Source organism: Kitasatospora sp. NPDC088391, from assembly GCF_044753345.1.
In the GTDB taxonomy this organism is placed as follows: domain Bacteria; phylum Actinomycetota; class Actinomycetes; order Streptomycetales; family Streptomycetaceae; genus Kitasatospora.
This window is the reverse complement of sequence record NZ_JBIVNB010000022.1, coordinates 1-17,333: the sequence shown is the minus strand read 5'-3', so window position 1 is coordinate 17,333 and position 17,333 is coordinate 1. Positions and strand designations below refer to the sequence as shown.

The window sequence follows — 17,333 nt, the reverse complement described above, 5'->3', positions numbered from 1 at the left end:
CGTCCCGTGCACGCACCGATCGAGAGGGGAGCCGCCCGTGCGCTACGCCCTGGTGCCCGACCCGCACGGCCCGGGCGGCCGCCTGCAGCCGCTGGGCGAGGACGGCGCGCCGCTCGGCCCGCCCGAGCCCGCGCCCCGGCTGGCCGAGGCCGTCGCCGCGGCGGAGGCCGCGCACGCCCCGCGCTGGGTCTGGCCGACGGCCGACACCGCGTACGGGCCGCTGCTGGAGCGGCTGCCGGAACGGCTCGCCCGCTGCCACGACCTGCGGCTGACCGAGGCCCTGCTGCTCGGCCGGGAGGGCCGACTGGGGTCGCCGCGCTCGCTCGGCGCGGCCTGGGCCCGGCTGCGCGGGCTCCCCGTCCCGGCCGACCTGCCGGAGGGCGCGCTCCCCGACGAGGACGGCCTCTTCGCCCCGGACCGGCTCCAACTGCCGCCCGGCACCGACGCGTTGGAGGCCACCGTGGCCGTCCACGCGGAACAGCTGCGGCGGCTCGCGGCGATCGAGGACGCGGCGGCCCGGGCCCGGCTGCGACTGCTGGTCGCGGCCGAGTCGGCGGGCGCCCTGCTGGCCTGCGAGATGGCGCACGACGGCCTGCCCTGGCGCACCGACGTGCACGACGCGCTGCTCACCGAACTCCTCGGCCCGCGCCCGGCCATCGCCGGCACCCAGCCGGCCCGGCTCGCCGAACTCGCCGTCGAGGTCCAGCGGGCGCTCGGCGCCCGGCCGTTCAACCCGGACTCGCACACCCAGGTGATCAAGGCGTTCGCGGACCGCGGCATCCAGCTCTCCTCCACCCGCTCCTGGGAGCTGAAGGCCGTCGACCACCCGGCGGCGGCCCTGATGATCCGTTACAAGGAACTGTCCCGGCTGCACGCCGCGCACGGCTGGGCCTGGCAGTCCGCCTGGGTGCGCGGCGGCCGGTTCCGCCCCGAGTACGTGGTCGGCGGCGTGGTCACGGGCCGCTGGGCCTCCCGCGGCGGCGGCGCCCTGCAGATCCCGCGCACCCTGCGCGGCGCGGTGGTCGCCGACCCGGGCTGGCTGCTGGTCGTCGCGGACGCCGCCCAACTGGAGCCCCGGGTGCTGGCCGCCCTCTCCGGCGACACCGGGCTGGCCCGCACCGCCGACGGCGGCGACCTGTACGCGGCGCTCGCCGCCTCCGCGTTCCACGGCGACCGGGAGAAGGCCAAGCTCGGCCTGCTCGGCGCGATGTACGGCCAGACCGGCGGCGGCATCGGCCCGCTGCTGAACACGCTGCGCCGCCGCTACCCGGCCGCGATGGGCTACGTCGAGGCCGCGGCCCGCACCGGCGAGGACGGCGGCGTCGTCACCTCCCGGCTCGGCCGGGTCTGCCCGCCGCCGTCCGCGGACTGGCTCGACCTCACCGAGACCCCGGAGTCCGGCGAGGCCGGCGGCCGCTCGGCCCGCGCCCGCGGCCGCTTCACCCGCAACTTCGTCATCCAGGGCAGCGGCGCCGACTGGGCCCTGGCCCTGCTCGCCGCCCTCCGCCGCCGCCTGTCCGCCCTGCACTCCGGCCCGGACCGCCCCCACCTGGTGTTCTTCCAGCACGACGAGGTGGTGGTGCACACCCCCGCCGACCTCGCCGACACCGTGACGGCCGCCGTCGCCGAGGCCGCCGAGGAGGCCACCGCCCTGGTCTTCGGCACCACCCCGGTCCGCTTCCCCCTCACCACCGCCGTCGTCGACTGCTACGCCGACGCCAAATAACCCACCCGCTAGGCTCACCCCCGTCGCCGGACCGGCCCATCCCCCGGCCCGGCGACACCCCTCCCGGCCTGCTCACCAACAGCAGCAGCGCGTCGTCCCCACTCGCCCCCGCGTACGCCAGCAGGTCGCCGCACAGCCGCCCCCCTCCCTCTCCTCCCCCCTTCACCCCGTGCAGCGGCTCACTCCCCCTCCGGCCGGCTCACCAACAGCAGCAGCGCGTCGTCCCCCAGCTCGCCGCCCGCGTGCGCCAGCAGGTCCCCGTACAGCCGTCCGACCGCGGTGTCGAGGTCGGTGAGGGAGCGCCAGCCGTCGTGGGCGAGGGGGCCGGCCCGGTCGGCGAGGGGGTAGAACTCGCCGTCGGGCAGCCCTTTCGCCTCGACCACCCCGTCCGTGCACAGCACCAGCACGTCCCGCGGGCCGAACGGGACCGTCATCGAGCGGGGTTCGCCGGCGGCGAGGTGGCCGAGGCCGAGCGGCAGCCAGGGGTCGGCGGCCTCCAGGTTCTCGGTGCGGCCGTCGGCCCCGACCCTGATCGGGGGGACGTGTCCGAGGTGCAGCAGTTCGACCCGGCCGGGTTCGCGGAACTCGGCGAACAGCGCGGTGGTGAACTCCCCGTCGGGGACGTGCCGGTGCATGCTGGCCTCGATCCGGGCCGCGACGGCGGTGAGTTCGGGTTCGTCGTAGGCGGCCTCCCGGAACGCGCCGAGCACCACCGCGGCGGTCTGCACCGCGCCCAGCCCCTTGCCGCGGACGTCGCCGACCAGGACCCGGGTGCCGTGCGGGGTGTCGAGCACGGAGTACAGGTCGCCGCCGATCCGGGCGGCGTCCGCCGCGGACACGTACCGGACGGCGAGCCGCAGCGGCCCGACCACGGGTTCGGGCTGGCGGAGCAGTGCCCGCTGGGCGGCCTCCGCGACCGAGCTGACGGCCGCGAAGGCCGCGGCTCGTCGCATCCGCAGTTCGGCGACCCAGGCGCTGAACGCGGTGACGGCGACGTAGCTGACCATCGCGCCGTACAGGAAGCGGCTGTCGTTGAAGTCGGCGACCTCGTCGTGGTAGCTGAGGCCGAGCATGGCGACGAGCCCGAGCATGCAGACCAGGAGCAGTTCGCGGGGCCGCAGGGTGAGGGCGGCGATGGACGGGACGACGACCATCAGCGGCGCGAGGTAGCGGTCCTGCCCGGCGAGGTAGTCGGCGAGGCCGACGCCGAGGACGGCGAGCAGCGCGGGGGCGGCGCGGCGCAGGAAGGAGAGGTCCTGGAGGTCGGCGGCGAGCAGTGCGTTCCGGCGCCGGTCCGGTGCGAGCCCGCGGCTCCCGGTGACCGGTCCGCGGTCCCGGCGTGGAAGGTGCACCTTCCGAACATATCGGACGTTCGACCGGCCTGCTCCGTCCGGGCGAAACCCGGTGGCACCGGGACGGATCGCCCTTCCGGTGGTTGGGGTTCGCGGCGCGGCGCGGACTACCCTCGGGACCGGACGGCGGGGCGGGTCCGCCGGAGCGCCCCCACCCCGCGGCCGAAATACCCCATGGGGGTATGGTGTCAAGGGTTGGTACGAGTCGGTACCACACGAGCGCGTTCCCAGAGGTCCCCGATGTCCAGCACCGTCACCTACACCGTCAGCGGGATGAGCTGCGGCCACTGCGAGAAGGCGATCAGCGGCGAGGTCTCCGCGCTGCCGGGCGTCACCTCGGTCGCCGCCGACGCGAAGGCCGGCACCGTCACGGTGACCGCCGACCCGCAGCTCAGCGACGAGCAGGTCGCGGCCGCCGTCGACGAGGCCGGCTACGAGCTGGTCGGCCGCGCCGCCTGAACCGCCCGCCACGCCCGAAACGCAGGCCCCCGGAAGCACGCCGACAGGAGCGGACGAGCCGATGAGCACCACCACCGATCCCGCCGCCCCGGCCGGTCCCCGCGAGCGGGTCGAGCTGACGATCGGTGGCATGACCTGCGCGTCCTGCGCCGCCCGGATCGAGAAGAAGCTCAACCGGATGGACGGCGTCGAGGCCAGCGTCAACTTCGCCACCGAGCGGGCCCGGGTGGACTTCGGCCCGGGCACCGCCGTCGCCGACCTGATCGCCACCGTGGAGCGGACCGGCTACACCGCCGAGCTCCCGCCCCCGCCGGCCGCGCCCGAGCCCGAAGCCCCCGCCGCGGCGGCCCCCGCCCCGGACCCGCTGCGCGAGCGGCTGCTGATCGGTGCCGCGCTCGCCCTGCCGGTGGTGCTGCTCTCGATGGTCCCGGCCCTGCAGTTCGACAACTGGCAGTGGCTGGCCTTCGCGCTGACCGGCCCGGTCGTCGTGTACGGCGGGTGGCCGTTCCACCGGGCGGCCTGGACCAACGCGCGGCACGGCGCCGCGACCATGGACACCCTGGTCTCGCTCGGCACGCTGGCCGCGTTCGGCTGGTCGGTCTGGGCGCTGTTCCTCGGCCACGCGGGCATGCCCGGCATGCGGCACTCGTTCCGCCTCACCGCCGACGCCGCCGACGCCTCGTCCGCGCTGTACCTGGAGACCGCGGCCGCCGTCACCGTGCTGATCCTGCTGGGCCGCCGGCTGGAGGCCCGCTCCAAGCGCCGGGCCGGCGCGGCCCTGCACGCCCTGCTCGACCTCGGCGCCAAGGACGTCACGGTGCTCCGGCACGGCCGCGAGGTCCGGCTGCCGGTGGCGGAACTCGCCGTCGGGGACCGGTTCGTGGTCCGGCCGGGCGAGCAGATCGCCACCGACGGCCTGGTGGTCGAGGGCAGCTCGGCCGTGGACGCCTCGATGCTGACCGGCGAGTCGGTGCCGGTCGAGGTCGCGGTCGGCGACGCCGTGACGGGCGCGACCGTCAACGCGGGCGGGCGGCTGGTGGTGGAGGCCACCCGGGTCGGCGCCGACACCCGACTGGCCCGGATGGCACGGCTGGTGGAGGACGCGCAGAACGGCAAGGCCGCCGCGCAGCGCCTCGCCGACCGGATCTCCGCCGTGTTCGTGCCCGTCGTGGTCCTGATCGCGCTGGGCACCCTGGTCGGGTGGCTGCTGGCCACCGACAGCCCCACCGAGGCGTTCACGGCGGCGGTGGCGGTGCTGATCATCGCCTGCCCGTGCGCCCTCGGCCTGGCCACCCCGACCGCGCTGATGGTCGGCACCGGGCGCGGCGCCCAGCTCGGCATCCTGATCAAGGGCCCCGAAGTCCTGGAGAACACCCGCAGGGCCGACACCGTCCTGCTCGACAAGACCGGCACCGTCACCACCGGCCGGATGACCCTGCTGGGCGTGCACACCGCCGACGGCACCACCGAGGACGAGGCACTGCGCCTGGCCGGCGCCCTGGAACACGCCTCCGAGCACCCGATCGCCCGCGCCGTCGCGGCGGCCGCCGCCGAACGCCTCGGCCCGCTGCCCGCCGTCACCGGCTTCCGCAACGTCCCCGGCCTGGGCGTGCGGGGCACGGTCGACGGGCACGCGGTGGTCGCCGGCCGCGAGGCGCTGCTCGCCGACGCCGCCCTCCCCCCGGTCCTCGCCACCGCCAAGGCCGCGGCCGAGCGGGCCGGACGGACCGCGATCGCGGTCGGCTGGGACGGCGCGGCCCGCGCCGTGCTGGAGGTCGCCGACGCGGTCAAGCCCACCAGCGCCGAGGCGATCGCCGACCTGCGGGCACTCGGCCTGCGCCCCGTCCTGCTCACCGGCGACAACCGGCTGGTCGCCGAAGCGGTGGCAGCCGAGGTCGGCATCCCCGCCGAGGACGTGATCGCCGAGGTCCTGCCCGAGGACAAGGTCGCCACCGTCCGCCGCCTCCAGGACGAGGGCCGCACCGTCGCCATGGTCGGCGACGGCGTCAACGACGCGGCCGCCCTCGCCCGGGCCGACCTGGGCCTGGCGATCGGCACCGGCACCGACGCCGCGATCGAGGCCGCCGACCTGACCCTGGTCCGCGGCGACCTCCGCTCCGCCGCCGACGCGATCCGGCTGTCGCGGCGGACCCTGGCCACCATCAAGGGCAACCTGTTCTGGGCCTTCGCCTACAACGTGGCCGCGATCCCGCTCGCCGCCGCCGGACTGCTGAACCCGATGATCGCGGGCGCCGCGATGGCCTTCTCCTCGGTCTTCGTGCTGACCAACAGCCTGCGGCTGCGGACCTTCAAGGCCCGCTGAAAGGCCCGCTGAAAGACCCGCTGAGCGGCCGTCAGCGGCCGAGCAGCTCGCCGCCGTTGCAGTGCAGGATCTCGCCGGTGACGAACCCGGCCTCGGCCGAGGCGAGGAAGCACACGGCGGCGGCGACCTCGCCGGACTCGCCGATCCGGCCGAGGAGCGTCCGGGCGGCCCGGCGGGACACCTCGGCGTCGTCGAGGCGCGGCCCGAAGAACTCGGTGCCGGAGACGGTGCCGGGCGCCACGATGTTGGCGGTGATCCCGGAGGGGCCGAGCTGGGCGGCCAGGAAGTGGTTCCAGGCGTGCAGCGAGGCTTTCGCCGCCCCGTAGGAGCCGGCGCCGCGCAGCGCGGCGATCGAGGAGACGGTGACCACCCGGCCGGAGCCGGGGGTGAGCCGGTCCCGGATCGACTCGGTGAGCAGCACCGCGGTCAGCACGTTGCGTTCGAAGTCGCCGCGCCAGCGCGCCAGCACCGCGTGCGGGCCGGCGCCGAGCACGGTCTCCCGGCTTCCGGCGTTGTTGACCAGCACGTCGATCCGGGCGGGCAGGTCGTCCAGCGCGGCCTCGACGGCGTCCGGGTCGGCCAGGTCGCACACCAGCGGGGTGACGTTGGGGCCGAGTTCCTCGGCGGCCCGGTCCAGGACGCCGGGGCGGCGGCCGACGATCACGACCCGCTCGCCGGCCTCGGCGAAGCGCCGGGCCACCTCCAGTCCGATGCCGGTGCCTCCACCGGTGACGACGACGTTCCTGGCCATTGCGCGCTCCTCCCTGACCGTTCGCCGCGCCGCGGGTGGCAGGCGGTCCGTACCGGATTGCCACGATTCCTATCACGCTGGGTTGCGAGGGCTGCGGGGTGGGTGACGCCCCCGGTCCGGCGTACGGTGTGATATGCGGTCGGCCGTTCGGGTGCGCGGATGCACACGGAGAGTGGAGAGAGGCAACTCACACCCCCCTGGCGTAACTCTGCGCCCCCTGATACGTCTTACCTTTTGTAGAGCGGGGCTCCGGCGGGCCCCGGACGGGCAGTCGATTCGTCGACCGTCCTCGCGCACGACGCCGGGCCGGGCCCGGACCAGGGGGACGCTTTGAGCGGCCGTTCCCCCCGGGGCCGTCCCGGGCGTCGTGCGCCCCGACAGCACGACCCGCACAACGCCAGGGGCCCGGCCCCGCACCCCCCGGCGGGGGTGCGGGGCCGGGCCCCTGGTCGGTGCGGGGGTCGGCGACCGCGTCAGCGGGCGTCGAGCGGCACGTAGTCGCGGATCTCGATGCCGGTGTAGACCTGGCGCGGGCGGCCGATGCGGCTGCTCGGGTCCTTGATCATCTCGTGCCAGTGGGCGATCCAGCCGGGGAGCCGGCCGATGGCGAACAGCACGGTGAACATGCTGGTCGGGAAGCCCATCGCGCGGTAGATCAGGCCCGTGTAGAAGTCCACGTTCGGGTAGAGCTTGCGCGAGACGAAGAAGTCGTCCTTGAGCGCGTGCTCCTCCAGCTTGAGGGCGATGTCCAGCAGCTCGTCGGACTTGCCGAGCTGGGCCAGCACCTCGTGGGCGAGCACCTTGACCTGCGCGGCGCGCGGGTCGAACGCCTTGTAGACGCGGTGGCCGAAGCCCATCAGCTTGACGCCGTCCTCGCGGTTCTTCACCTTGCGGATGAACGCGTCGACGTCGCCGCCGTCCTTCTGGATCTGCTCCAGCATCTCCAGCACGGCCTGGTTGGCGCCGCCGTGCAGCGGGCCCCAGAGCGCCGAGATGCCCGCCGAGATCGAGGCGAACAGGTTGGCGTGGCTGGAGCCGACCAGGCGCACCGTCGAGGTCGAGCAGTTCTGCTCGTGGTCCGCGTGCAGGATGAACAGCTTGTCCAGGGCGTTGACCACGACCGGGTTCAGCTCGTAGTCCTCGGCCGGGACGGCGAAGGTCATCCGCAGGAAGTTCTCGACGTACCCGAGGTCGTTGCGCGGGTAGACGAAGGGCTGGCCCATCGCCTTCTTGTAGGCGTACGCCGCGATGGTCGGCAGCTTCGCCAGCAGGCGGACCGTCGACAGGTGGCGCTGCGCCTCGTCGAACGGGTTGTGGCTCTCCGGGTAGAAGGTGGCCAGGCCGCCGACCACCGAGGAGAGCATCGCCATCGGGTGCGCGTCCCGGGGGAAGCCCTGGTAGAAGCGCTTGACGTCCTCGTGCAGCAGGGTGTGCTGGGTGATCTCCTTGCTGAACGTGGAGAGCTGGTCCGCGTTCGGCAGCTCGCCGTTGATCAGCAGGTAGGCGGTCTCGATGAAGCCGGCCTCGGCGGCCAACTGCTCGATCGGGTAGCCGCGGTAGCGCAGGATGCCGGCGTCACCGTCAATGAAGGTGATCGCGGACTTGTTGGCGGCGGTGTTGCCGAAACCGTTGTCCAGGGTGACCAGGCCGGTCTGCGGGAGCAGCTTCGAGATGTCGAAGCCGTCGTTGCCCGCAGTGCTCTCGACGACGGGGTACTCGTACTCGCCGCCCTGGTACCGCAGTACTACCGATTTGTCGCTCACGTCTTCCTCACCGACGAAATTGATCCTCATCCGACTGCCCTGACTGTCCCAACGATCCCCCACCCGAAGGACGGCCGCGCACCCGGGGGCTACCCCGGGAAGGACCGGGGCCTACAAACTCCGGTGCCGATGCCGGTGCGAACCGGACAAGATCGGCACCGGACCAGGTTCCGCCCTAAATCTCTTCACGTCAAGACAACCTCAGGACGTACCGTACCCCCTCAACCGCGGCCCGCAGCCAATCTGTGGTCCAGGGCGGAGTGCCGCCTTCCGGCACTCACCGCCCGCACCGCCTGCCCGATGGCCTTGCGCGATCCGACCAGCACCACCAGCTTCTTCGCCCTCGTCACCGCCGTGTAGAGCAGGTTCCGCTGCAGCATCGTCCACGCCGAGGTCGTGACGGGAATCACCACCGCCGGGTACTCGCTGCCCTGCGAACGGTGGATCGTGACCGCGTACGCGTGCGCCAGCTCGTCCAGCTCGTCGAAGTCGTACGGCACCTCCTCGTCCTCGTCGGTCAGCACCGTCAGCCGCTGGTCGTCCACGCTCAGTGAGGTCACGACGCCCACTGTGCCGTTGAAGACGCCGCTGCGCCCCTTCTCGTAGTTGTTGCGGATCTGCGTCACCTTGTCGCCGACCCTGAACGTCCGTCCGCCGAACCGGCGTTCGGGCAGGCCCTCGCGGGCCGGGGTGACCGCCGACTGGAGCAGCGTGTTCAGCGCGCCCGCCCCCGCCGGGCCGCGGTGCATCGGCGCCAGCACCTGCACGTCGCGCCGCGCGTCCAGGCCGAAGCGCTGCGGGATGCGGCGCGCCACCACGTCCACCGTCAGGCCGGCGGCACGCTCCGCGTCGTCCTCCACGAACAGGAAGAAGTCCGTCATCCCCTCGGTCAGCGGCGGCAGGCCCTCGTTGATCCGGTGCGCGTTCACCACCACGCCCGACTGCTGGGCCTGCCGGAAGATCCTGGTCAGCCGCACCGACGGGATCGGGCTGCCCGGTGCCAGCATGTCCCGCAGCACCTCGCCCGCGCCCACCGACGGCAGCTGGTCGACGTCCCCCACGAACAGCAGGTGCGCGCCCGGCGCGACCGCCTTGACCAGCTTGTTCGCCAGGATCAGGTCCAGCATCGAGGCCTCGTCGACCACCACCAGGTCCGCGTCCAGCGGCCGGTCCCGGTCGTACGCGGCGTCCCCGCCCGGCTTCAGCTCCAGCAGCCGGTGCACCGTCGACGCCTCCGCGCCCGTCAGCTCCGCCAGCCGCTTCGCCGCCCGCCCCGTCGGCGCCGCCAGCACCACCTTCGCCCGCTTCGCCAGCGCCAACTGCACGATCGACTTCACCGTGAACGACTTGCCGCAGCCCGGGCCGCCCGTCAGCACCGCGACCTTCTCGGTCAGCGCCAGCCGCACCGACTGCTCCTGCTCCGGGGCCAGCTCCGCGCCCGTCCGCTGCGCCAGCCAGCCCAGCGCGGCCGGCCAGTCCACCTCGCGGAACCACGGCATCCGGTCCTCGCCGGTGCGCAGCAGCCGCAGCAGCTGGCCCGCCATCGAGATCTCCGCCCGGTGGAACGGCACCAGGTACACCGCGGTGATCTCCTGCCCCTCCGCGCCCGGCACCCGCTCCCGCACCACCCCCTCGGCCGCGACCAGCTCCGCCAGGCAGTCGATCACCAGGCCCACGTCCACCTGGAGCAGCTTCACGCCGTCCGCGATCAGCCGCTCCTCCGGCAGGTAGCAGTGCCCCTGGTCGGTGGACTGCGACAGCGCGTACTGCAGGCCCGCCTTCACCCGCTCCGGCGAGTCGTGCGGGATGCCCACCGCCTGCGCGATCCGGTCCGCCGTCAGGAAGCCGATGCCCCACACGTCCGAGGCCAGGCGGTACGGCTGGTTCTTCACCACCCCGATCGAGGCGTCCCCGTACTGCTTGTAGATCCGCACCGCCAGCGAAGTCGACACGTCGACACTCTGCAGGAAGACCATCACCTCCTTGATGGACTTCTGCTCCTCCCACGCCTTGGCGATCATCTTCGTCCGCTTCGGCCCGAGGCCCGGCACCTCGATCAGCCGCTTCGGCTCGTTCTCGATCACCTCCAGGGTCTCCACCCCGAACCGCTCCACGATCCGCTCCGCGAACCGCGGCCCGATGCCCTTGATCAGCCCCGAGCCCAGGTAGCGCTGGATGCCCTGCACCGTGGCGGGCAGCACCGTCGTGTAGTTCTCCACCGTGAACTGCCGCCCGTACTGCGGGTGCGACCCCCACCGCCCGAACAGCCGCAGGCTCTCCCCCACCTGCGCGCCCAGCAGCGCCCCCACCACCGTCAGCAGGTCGTTCGCCCCGCGCCCGGTGTCCACCCGGGCGACCGTGTAACCCGTCTCCTCGTTGGCGTACGTGATCCGCTCCAGGACCCCCTCCACCTGAGCCAGCTGCAACGGACACACCTCACCCGCGATCGGGACACACCGCCACCAGGACCGTACTCCCCCGCACCGACACCCCGGCCCGGCACGGGGGACCGGCCCCGCGCTACGCCGCGCCCTCCCCCAGGCGGAGGACCTGCGGCACCCGCCGCCGCCCCACCACCCCTTCGAGCGCCGCCGCGCCCGGCACCAGCACCAGCAGCGCCAGCGCCGCGACCGCCACACCCGCCCAGTCCGGGGCGAACGCCGGCGCCCCCGGCCCCGCCGTGAACGCCCGCAGCTCCAACGCCGGACCCAGCAGCCACGGCAGCCCCAGCCCCAGCACCGTCCCGCCGAGCACCGCCGCCGCCATCACCGGCAGCAACTGCACCAGTTGGACGCCCGCCGCGGCCCTCGCGCCGAGCCCCAGCGTCCGCAGGCAGGCCAGCGTCCGGCCCCGCTCCGCGGCGCCGAGCAGCAGCTCCAGCACCACCGCGACCAGCCCCAGCAGCAGCCCCAACGCCGCCGCCGACCGGAACGCCAACTCCAGCGCGGCCACCAGCCCGTCCTCCGCGGACTGCCCGAACTCCGAGTCCAGGAAGCGGACTTCGACCGGCGCGCCGCGCAGCACCGCGCCGCCCGAACCCCCCGTCGCCGCCGCGGCCGCGACCACGTCCCGCAGCCGCGTCCCGTCGATCCCCCGCGCCCCCTCCACCGAACCGGCCCGCCCCGGGACGGCGAACAGCACGGCCGCGTTGCGCTGCCCGGTCTGCTTGGGCATCCGCTCCGCCCCCGGCCCGCCCAGGACCAGCAGCCCGGCACCGCCGACCTCCCCCGCCACCGGGCCGATCGCCCGGTCCGCGACCGCGCCGGCCGGCAGCGCCCCGACGATCCGGACCCGGAACCGGGTCGCCCCCGCGTCCGCGTCGAACGAGCCGTCGGGGAACCGGGCCGCCGTCACCGGATCGGCCAGCGCCGGGAGTTCGGCCCCCGCCGCGAGCGGCGCCGACAACCCGGCCGCGGCCAGCGCCGCCGCCACCGGGGAACCCGGCTCCCACCGGGCCAGCGCCTCCCCGTCCACCCCGACCAGGCCCACGCCCCGGAGCGTCCCGCCGTCCTCGTCGGAGGTCAGCGCGACCGTCCCGCCACGCACCGGCAGCACCCCGCCGACCCCCGGCACCTTCGCCAACTCCTCCAGCGGCAAAGGCCGTTGGGACGGGCCCAGCACCACCGCGTCACCGCCGGTACGCCACTGCGCGGCCTCCACCCGCCCCGCGCGGACCGTCCCCGACACCAGCGCGCCGAACACCGCGCAGGCCAACGCCGGCACCAGCACCAGCAGCGCGGTCGCCGCCGCCCCGGAACGCCGCCCGGCCTGCGACAGGCCGACCAGCGCGACCGCCCCGCGCCGCCGCCCCGCCCACCCGGTCAGCAACCGCAGCGGCACCGGGTACAACCGCAACAGCACGACCACCGCCGCCAGCCCCAACACCACCGGCACCATGGCGAGTTGCGGGTCCGGATCGGCCGACCCGACCGGGGTCGCGCCGCGCAGCCGCAACTGCAGGACACCCACCGCGGCCAGCACCAGCACCGCGCCCTCCACCACCAGCCGCCCCGACAGGCCGAACGCCCGCCGCAGACCGCGCCGCGGCACCGGCTCCCGGCCCGCCCGGCGCACCTCCCGCCCCTGCCACCACACCGCGACAGCGGGCGCGCCCGCCACCAGCAGCGCCGCCACCAGCGCCGGCCACCACGCACCCGTCGCCCGCCCGCCCGCCAGCCGGACCGACAGCGCCCACCCCACCGACAGGCCCACCAGGACCGCCGGGACGGCCTCCAGCAGCCGAACGGCCGCCAGTGCGGGCTCACCCGCACCGCGGGCCCGCTGCAGCGCCAGAGCGGCCTCCCTGCGCCGCGCGCCGAGCCGGGCCGCGGCCACCGCCGTGGACACCCCGACCGTCAGCAGACCCGCCAGCGCGAACGACTGCAGCGACACCGTCCGGGCCCGCTGCGCCGCGAACCGGTCCACCACCTCGGCCAGCCGGCTCTGCACCTGCACCGAGGTCGCCGTCCGCACCCCCGCCGAACACGCGTCACCGCCCCGGACCACCGGACCGCACAACCGGTCGACCGCGGCCCGCGGGAACGCCACCGCCCCCGCCGACAACTCGCGCACCCCGCGCGCCGTCCCACCGGTCCCCCACGGCTGCTCGGCGACCCCGAACGCCCACCTGGCGTCCATCGTCCGCATCCCGCGCGCCTCCATCGCCTCCAACCCCGCCGGGGCCACCAGCGCCTCCCCGTACAGCACGAAACCGGCCGGCGTGGCCGCGTTCAACGGCGAGTTCAACAGCGGAAGCCGACGCCACAGGTCGTCCGAACCGTCCAGCGGCCGGTACTCCCCGACCACCACCGCCTCGGTCGCCACACTCCCCCCGGCCAACAGCACGCGCTGACCCACCGTCAGCCCGAACTGCGCCAACACCTCACGGGACAACCCGAGTTCGACCGGAGCGCCCTGCGGATCGGCCGGCTTACCCGGCGCCCGGCCCGCCACCCAGGCGACCCGGTCCGCGGCGTCCTGCGCGTACGCCGTCGACAGCACCCCGGGACGGCCCGTCGGCTGCCGCACCCCCGCCCCGCCGACCTCCAGGCCCTCGCTCTCCGCCCACCCCGACACCCGCACCAGGGTCTGCGCCAACTCCCCCGACGAACCCGCCCGGAACGTCTCGCCGACCTCGGTCAGACTCCGGTCCAGGGTGTCGAACTGCGGCGCCGTCGAACGGTGGGAGAAGTCCACCGGCGCCCCCAGCACCGCGGACCCCGTCACCAGCGGCCCGTCCGCCTGGGCCGCCGTCAGCCGACGACCCAGCTCCTTCGTCGCCAACCGGTCGAACACCGGCGGCCACAGCAGCGCCGCCACCGTCAGCACCGCCGACAGCACCACCAGCACCGCCAGCACCGGACCGCCCGTCCGGACCTCCCGCCAGGCCGGAACCCAGCCCCCGAACCCCCGCAACCCGCTCATCCGCTCTCCCCCGCCCGCAGCTCGCGCGCCAGATCGACCCGCGCCAACATCCGCGACAGCACCAGCACCACCAGACCCACCCCGAGACCGGTCGCCAGCACCACCCCCGCCGTCCAACCCCAGCCGACCGCCAACTCCAAGGACGGGAACACGGCCCGGCCCGCCCCGTCCACCACCAGCAACGGCAGCACCATCGCCGCCAGCACCACCCCCAGGGCCCCGCCCAGCAGCACCGAGAACGCCACCACCACCAACTGCTCCAACCGCAGCACCCCGGACAACTGCCGACGCCGGACACCGATCGCCCGCAACACCGCGAACTCCCGCCGCCGGGACCGCGCCGAACCCACCGCGTGCACCGTGAACCCGGCCACCGCGAACACCGGCGACAGCGCCAACGACAGCACCAGCGCACTGCGCCGCCCCGCCCGGAACGGGTCCCCCGCCAACTCCCGCGCCCGCGCGTCCACGCTCAGCACCCGGCCCAACCGCGGCTCCGCCGCGATCGCCCGCTCCGCCCGCACCATCCCGTCCCGCGACCCCGCCGCCAGCAACCACGCCTGATCCGGCACCGGCACCAACCCCGACCAGGCCCGGGCCGCCGCCAACGCCCGCAGATCCACCAGCGCCCGCGGCCGCCCGCGGTCCCCGCCGCCCGGCAGCTCCGCCAGCACCCCGACGACCTTCACCCCGAACTGGTCCTCGCCCCCGTCCATCACCCGGAGCTCGTCACCCACCCGGGAGGAGGTCTTCTCCAGGAACGCCCGGTTCACCACCGCCGGCACCACGAACCCGCGCTTCGCCGTCCCCCGCACGGGCGACGACACGTTCTCCCCCAGCACCCCGAACGCCACCGAGTCCGCGGCCACCCCCGCCATCGGGTCCGCGCCGCGCACCTCCGCCGAGAACAACCCGCCCCCGGCCGGCAGCATCCGACACACCCCCGCCTCCGCCCGGGGCGCCACCCCGGCGTCGTTCTGCCCCGGACACCGCAACCCGGACGACGTCCCACTGCCCCGCGACGTGTCCGCCCAGGCCGCTCCCCCCGGCAGCGAAGCCCCCGCGATCCCCGACACCGTGAACGTGAACAGCGCCCGCGGGAACCCCCGCACCTCACTGCGCAACAGCAGCCGGGTCACCTGCACCGGATAGTGCAGCGTCGCCGCCGGCAACGGCAGCGCCACCGCCCGGGACACCCCGTCCACCGCCAGCTGCGCCTGAGCCTCCGTCACCAGCCCGTCCGCGTCCTCCACCTGGGCCACCAGCCACACCCGGCCCACCAGGTCCGCCGCCGACACCGACGCCGACACCTCCAACGCCGCCGGCCGCCCCTCCAACGGCATCCCGTGCCCCGGCACCCCCGCCCGCAACTTCGCCAGACCGCTCCCCCACGACTCCGACAGCTGGTCCGCCCGCACCGCCGGCACCGCGTGCGTCCACGCACCCGACTCCACCCGGTCCGGCGTCGCCACCGACTGCACGGCCTCCGTGTTCAGCGCCAGCACCGAGGCGTCCACCCCCCGGACCTGCCCCAGCACCTCGGCCACCGGCGTCACCGCCGCCACCCCCGGCAGCTCCGACAGCGCCGCGTACCGCGCCGACGACGGCAACTCCCCACCCGTCACCCGCAGATCCGCCCCCAGCTCGAACGCCGCCCGGTCCCGGTCGCTCGGCCCCTCGTCGACGATCGCCGTGGTGCTCAACGCCCCCACCGCCAACGCCAACGCCATCAACATCACCGGCGCCGCCTGACCCGCCCGGCCCCGACTCACCTGCCAACCGCTCAACGGCGCCACCAGACCCCGCCCGCGCCGCGCCAACACCTCCAACAACCGCCCCAGCGGCGGCAACAGACGCAGCAACAGCAACGCCGCCGCCACCGTCATCACCACCGGAGCCGCCACCAGCACCGGATCGAACCCCACCGCACTCGACGCCGGACTCAACAACCCCTCGTACCTGCGCAGTTGCAGGTACGCCAGGACCGCCACCGCCGCCAGCACCAGATCCGCCCCCGCCCGCCGGGCCACCACCCGCCGGGCACTGCGCGACGGCGCCTCCCGCTCACCCCCGTCCGCGGTCCACGCCACCGGCAACAAGGTCGCGCACCCGTGCAGCAGCAACGCCACCCCCGCCACGGCCCACGCCGCCGCCCCCGCCGCCTCCTCGGCCGCACCGCCCACCGGCAGCCCCCACCGCTCCAGCACCCGCAGCAGCGGCCCCGCCACCCACAGCCCCAGCACCGCCGCCGGCACCGTGCACAGCGCCCACTCCGCGGCCGCCGCCCCCACCAACCGGGCCCGCCCCGCACCGCGCGCCAACTGCAACAGCAGCTCCGCCCGCCGGAAATCGGCCAACTGACGGGCTGTCAACACCATGGTGACCGCCGACAGCACCCCCAGCATCGTCACCGGCACCAGCATCCCCGACCGCGCCACCATCATCGGCGACCGCAGATCGTCCACCGCCGCCGGCAGATCGCTCGACGCCCGGGTCCCCTCCATCGACGGCGCCGCCCCCCGGAACACCGCCCGAGCCACGTCCCCCGACGTCAACCGCCCCACCCGGTCCCGCAGTTGCAGCATCCCCTCCGGCCGCAACCGCCCCGGCTCCGGCAGCGCCGTCCACTGCGCGTCCACCTGGTCCCGCAGCTTCGGATGCGTCCGCAGCAGATCCTGCGACGCCAGCATCAACCCCGACGAACCGTCCAGGGCCGACGCCAGCCCCCACGCCCGCCACAACGCCTCCGACCCCGGCACCTGCCGGTACACCCCGCTCACCGTCACCGGCAGCGCCCCCGTACCCGGCACCGCCAACGGCACCCGCGCACCGACCGAAACCCCCAGCCGACGCGCCACCGTCTCCGACAGCACCACCTGGTCCAGCCCCGACGCCCACACCCCCTGCGTCAACTCCGCGAACCGCTGCGGCCCCTCCACCGCCAACGGCACCACCGACATCCCGGACTCCACCGCCCCCGCCGTCCGCGGCACCTCCACCTGCATCGGCACCGACCCGTGCAACACCGCCTCGATCCGCGCCGGCACCCCCGGCAACGCCCGCCGCAACGCCACCCGCACCCGGTCGTCCGCCGCCGTGTCCGCCCCGTCGACGTACCGCCCCGACACCGAAACCGACACCCGCGGATCGGCCGCCAACCGGTGCCGCATCCCCTGCGTCACCGAACTCCCCGTCAACGCCGTCAACGCGGTCAGCACCGCCACCGCCACCAGCACGGTCACCGCAGCCGCCCCCAGCACCACCCCGTGCTGCCCCGCCCGACGAACCCCCGCCGACGAACCCCACCCGCCCGAGCCCATGTCCCCCGCAGCCCTTCCGTCGCCCCACACCTATGGTCTGGACCAATCCTGACGGGCAGTCTGCCCCCAAACCATCGGCACGGACAACATTTCGAGCATCACGGACCGGACTCATTCGGCCCGGAAACGCGAAGAAGCCCCCTGACTTCCCGTCAGGGGGCTTCTCCACAATGATTGTTCGGCGGCGTCCTACTCTCCCACAGGGTCCCCCCTGC

10 protein-coding genes are annotated in these 17,333 nt (G+C 74.9%); 4 read left to right on the top strand and 6 right to left on the bottom strand.

Translation table 11 applies throughout. The features are described 5' to 3' along the window. Positions 1-37 precede the first annotated feature (37 nt). Positions 38-1,726 (top strand): bifunctional 3'-5' exonuclease/DNA polymerase, encoded by a 1,689-nt coding sequence (locus tag ACIQBJ_RS35020; RefSeq protein ID WP_400718812.1) that lies wholly within the window; start codon positions 38-40, stop codon positions 1,724-1,726. Between the two features lie 179 nt (positions 1,727-1,905). Here the strand turns inward: ACIQBJ_RS35020 and ACIQBJ_RS35015 are convergent, their stop codons facing one another. Continuing rightward, the gene (locus tag ACIQBJ_RS35015; protein ID WP_400718811.1) at positions 1,906-3,078 is read right to left on the bottom strand and encodes a PP2C family protein-serine/threonine phosphatase; all 1,173 of its coding nucleotides are present in this window, start codon (positions 3,076-3,078) and stop codon (positions 1,906-1,908) included. Between the two features lie 240 nt (positions 3,079-3,318). Between ACIQBJ_RS35015 and ACIQBJ_RS35010 the strand changes: the two genes are divergently transcribed. Beyond that, positions 3,319-3,537, top strand: a complete 219-nt coding sequence (locus ACIQBJ_RS35010) for a heavy-metal-associated domain-containing protein (protein ID WP_400718809.1) — start codon at positions 3,319-3,321, stop codon at positions 3,535-3,537. A 61-nt stretch (positions 3,538-3,598) separates the two neighbouring features. Continuing rightward, positions 3,599-5,860 (top strand): heavy metal translocating P-type ATPase, encoded by a 2,262-nt coding sequence (locus tag ACIQBJ_RS35005; protein WP_400718808.1) that lies wholly within the window; start codon positions 3,599-3,601, stop codon positions 5,858-5,860. A gap of 31 nt (positions 5,861-5,891) precedes the next feature. Here ACIQBJ_RS35005 and ACIQBJ_RS35000 read toward each other — a convergent pair whose 3' ends face one another. The 5 genes from ACIQBJ_RS35000 to ACIQBJ_RS34980 form a co-directional block, all read right to left on the bottom strand. Further along, positions 5,892-6,611: an SDR family NAD(P)-dependent oxidoreductase gene (locus ACIQBJ_RS35000; protein WP_400718807.1), complete on the bottom strand. Its 720-nt coding sequence runs from the start codon at positions 6,609-6,611 to the stop codon at positions 5,892-5,894. Positions 6,612-7,084: 473 nt separating this feature from the next. Continuing rightward, complete coding sequence (locus tag ACIQBJ_RS34995) at positions 7,085-8,374, bottom strand: citrate synthase (RefSeq protein ID WP_400718805.1); 1,290 nt, start codon at positions 8,372-8,374, stop codon at positions 7,085-7,087. Between the two features lie 221 nt (positions 8,375-8,595). Beyond that, on the bottom strand, positions 8,596-10,800 hold the full coding sequence (locus tag ACIQBJ_RS34990; RefSeq protein WP_400718803.1) for an ATP-dependent RecD-like DNA helicase: 2,205 nt from the start codon (positions 10,798-10,800) through the stop codon (positions 8,596-8,598). A gap of 94 nt (positions 10,801-10,894) precedes the next feature. Further along, entirely contained in the window at positions 10,895-13,798 is a 2,904-nt protein-coding gene (locus ACIQBJ_RS34985; protein ID WP_400718802.1) for a hypothetical protein, read from the bottom strand. Further along, a complete protein-coding gene (locus ACIQBJ_RS34980; RefSeq protein ID WP_400718835.1) occupies positions 13,795-16,203 on the bottom strand; it encodes an ABC transporter permease in 2,409 nt (802 codons plus the stop codon). Before ACIQBJ_RS34980 ends, ACIQBJ_RS34985 begins: the two co-directional genes overlap by 4 nt. On the opposite strand from ACIQBJ_RS34980, the gene ACIQBJ_RS34975 reads away from it, so the two are divergent. Continuing rightward, positions 16,175-17,170, top strand: coding sequence for a hypothetical protein (locus ACIQBJ_RS34975; protein ID WP_400718800.1), 996 nt, complete (start codon positions 16,175-16,177; stop codon positions 17,168-17,170). The genes ACIQBJ_RS34980 and ACIQBJ_RS34975 overlap by 29 nt on opposite strands. The last annotated feature ends 163 nt before the right edge of the window (positions 17,171-17,333 follow it).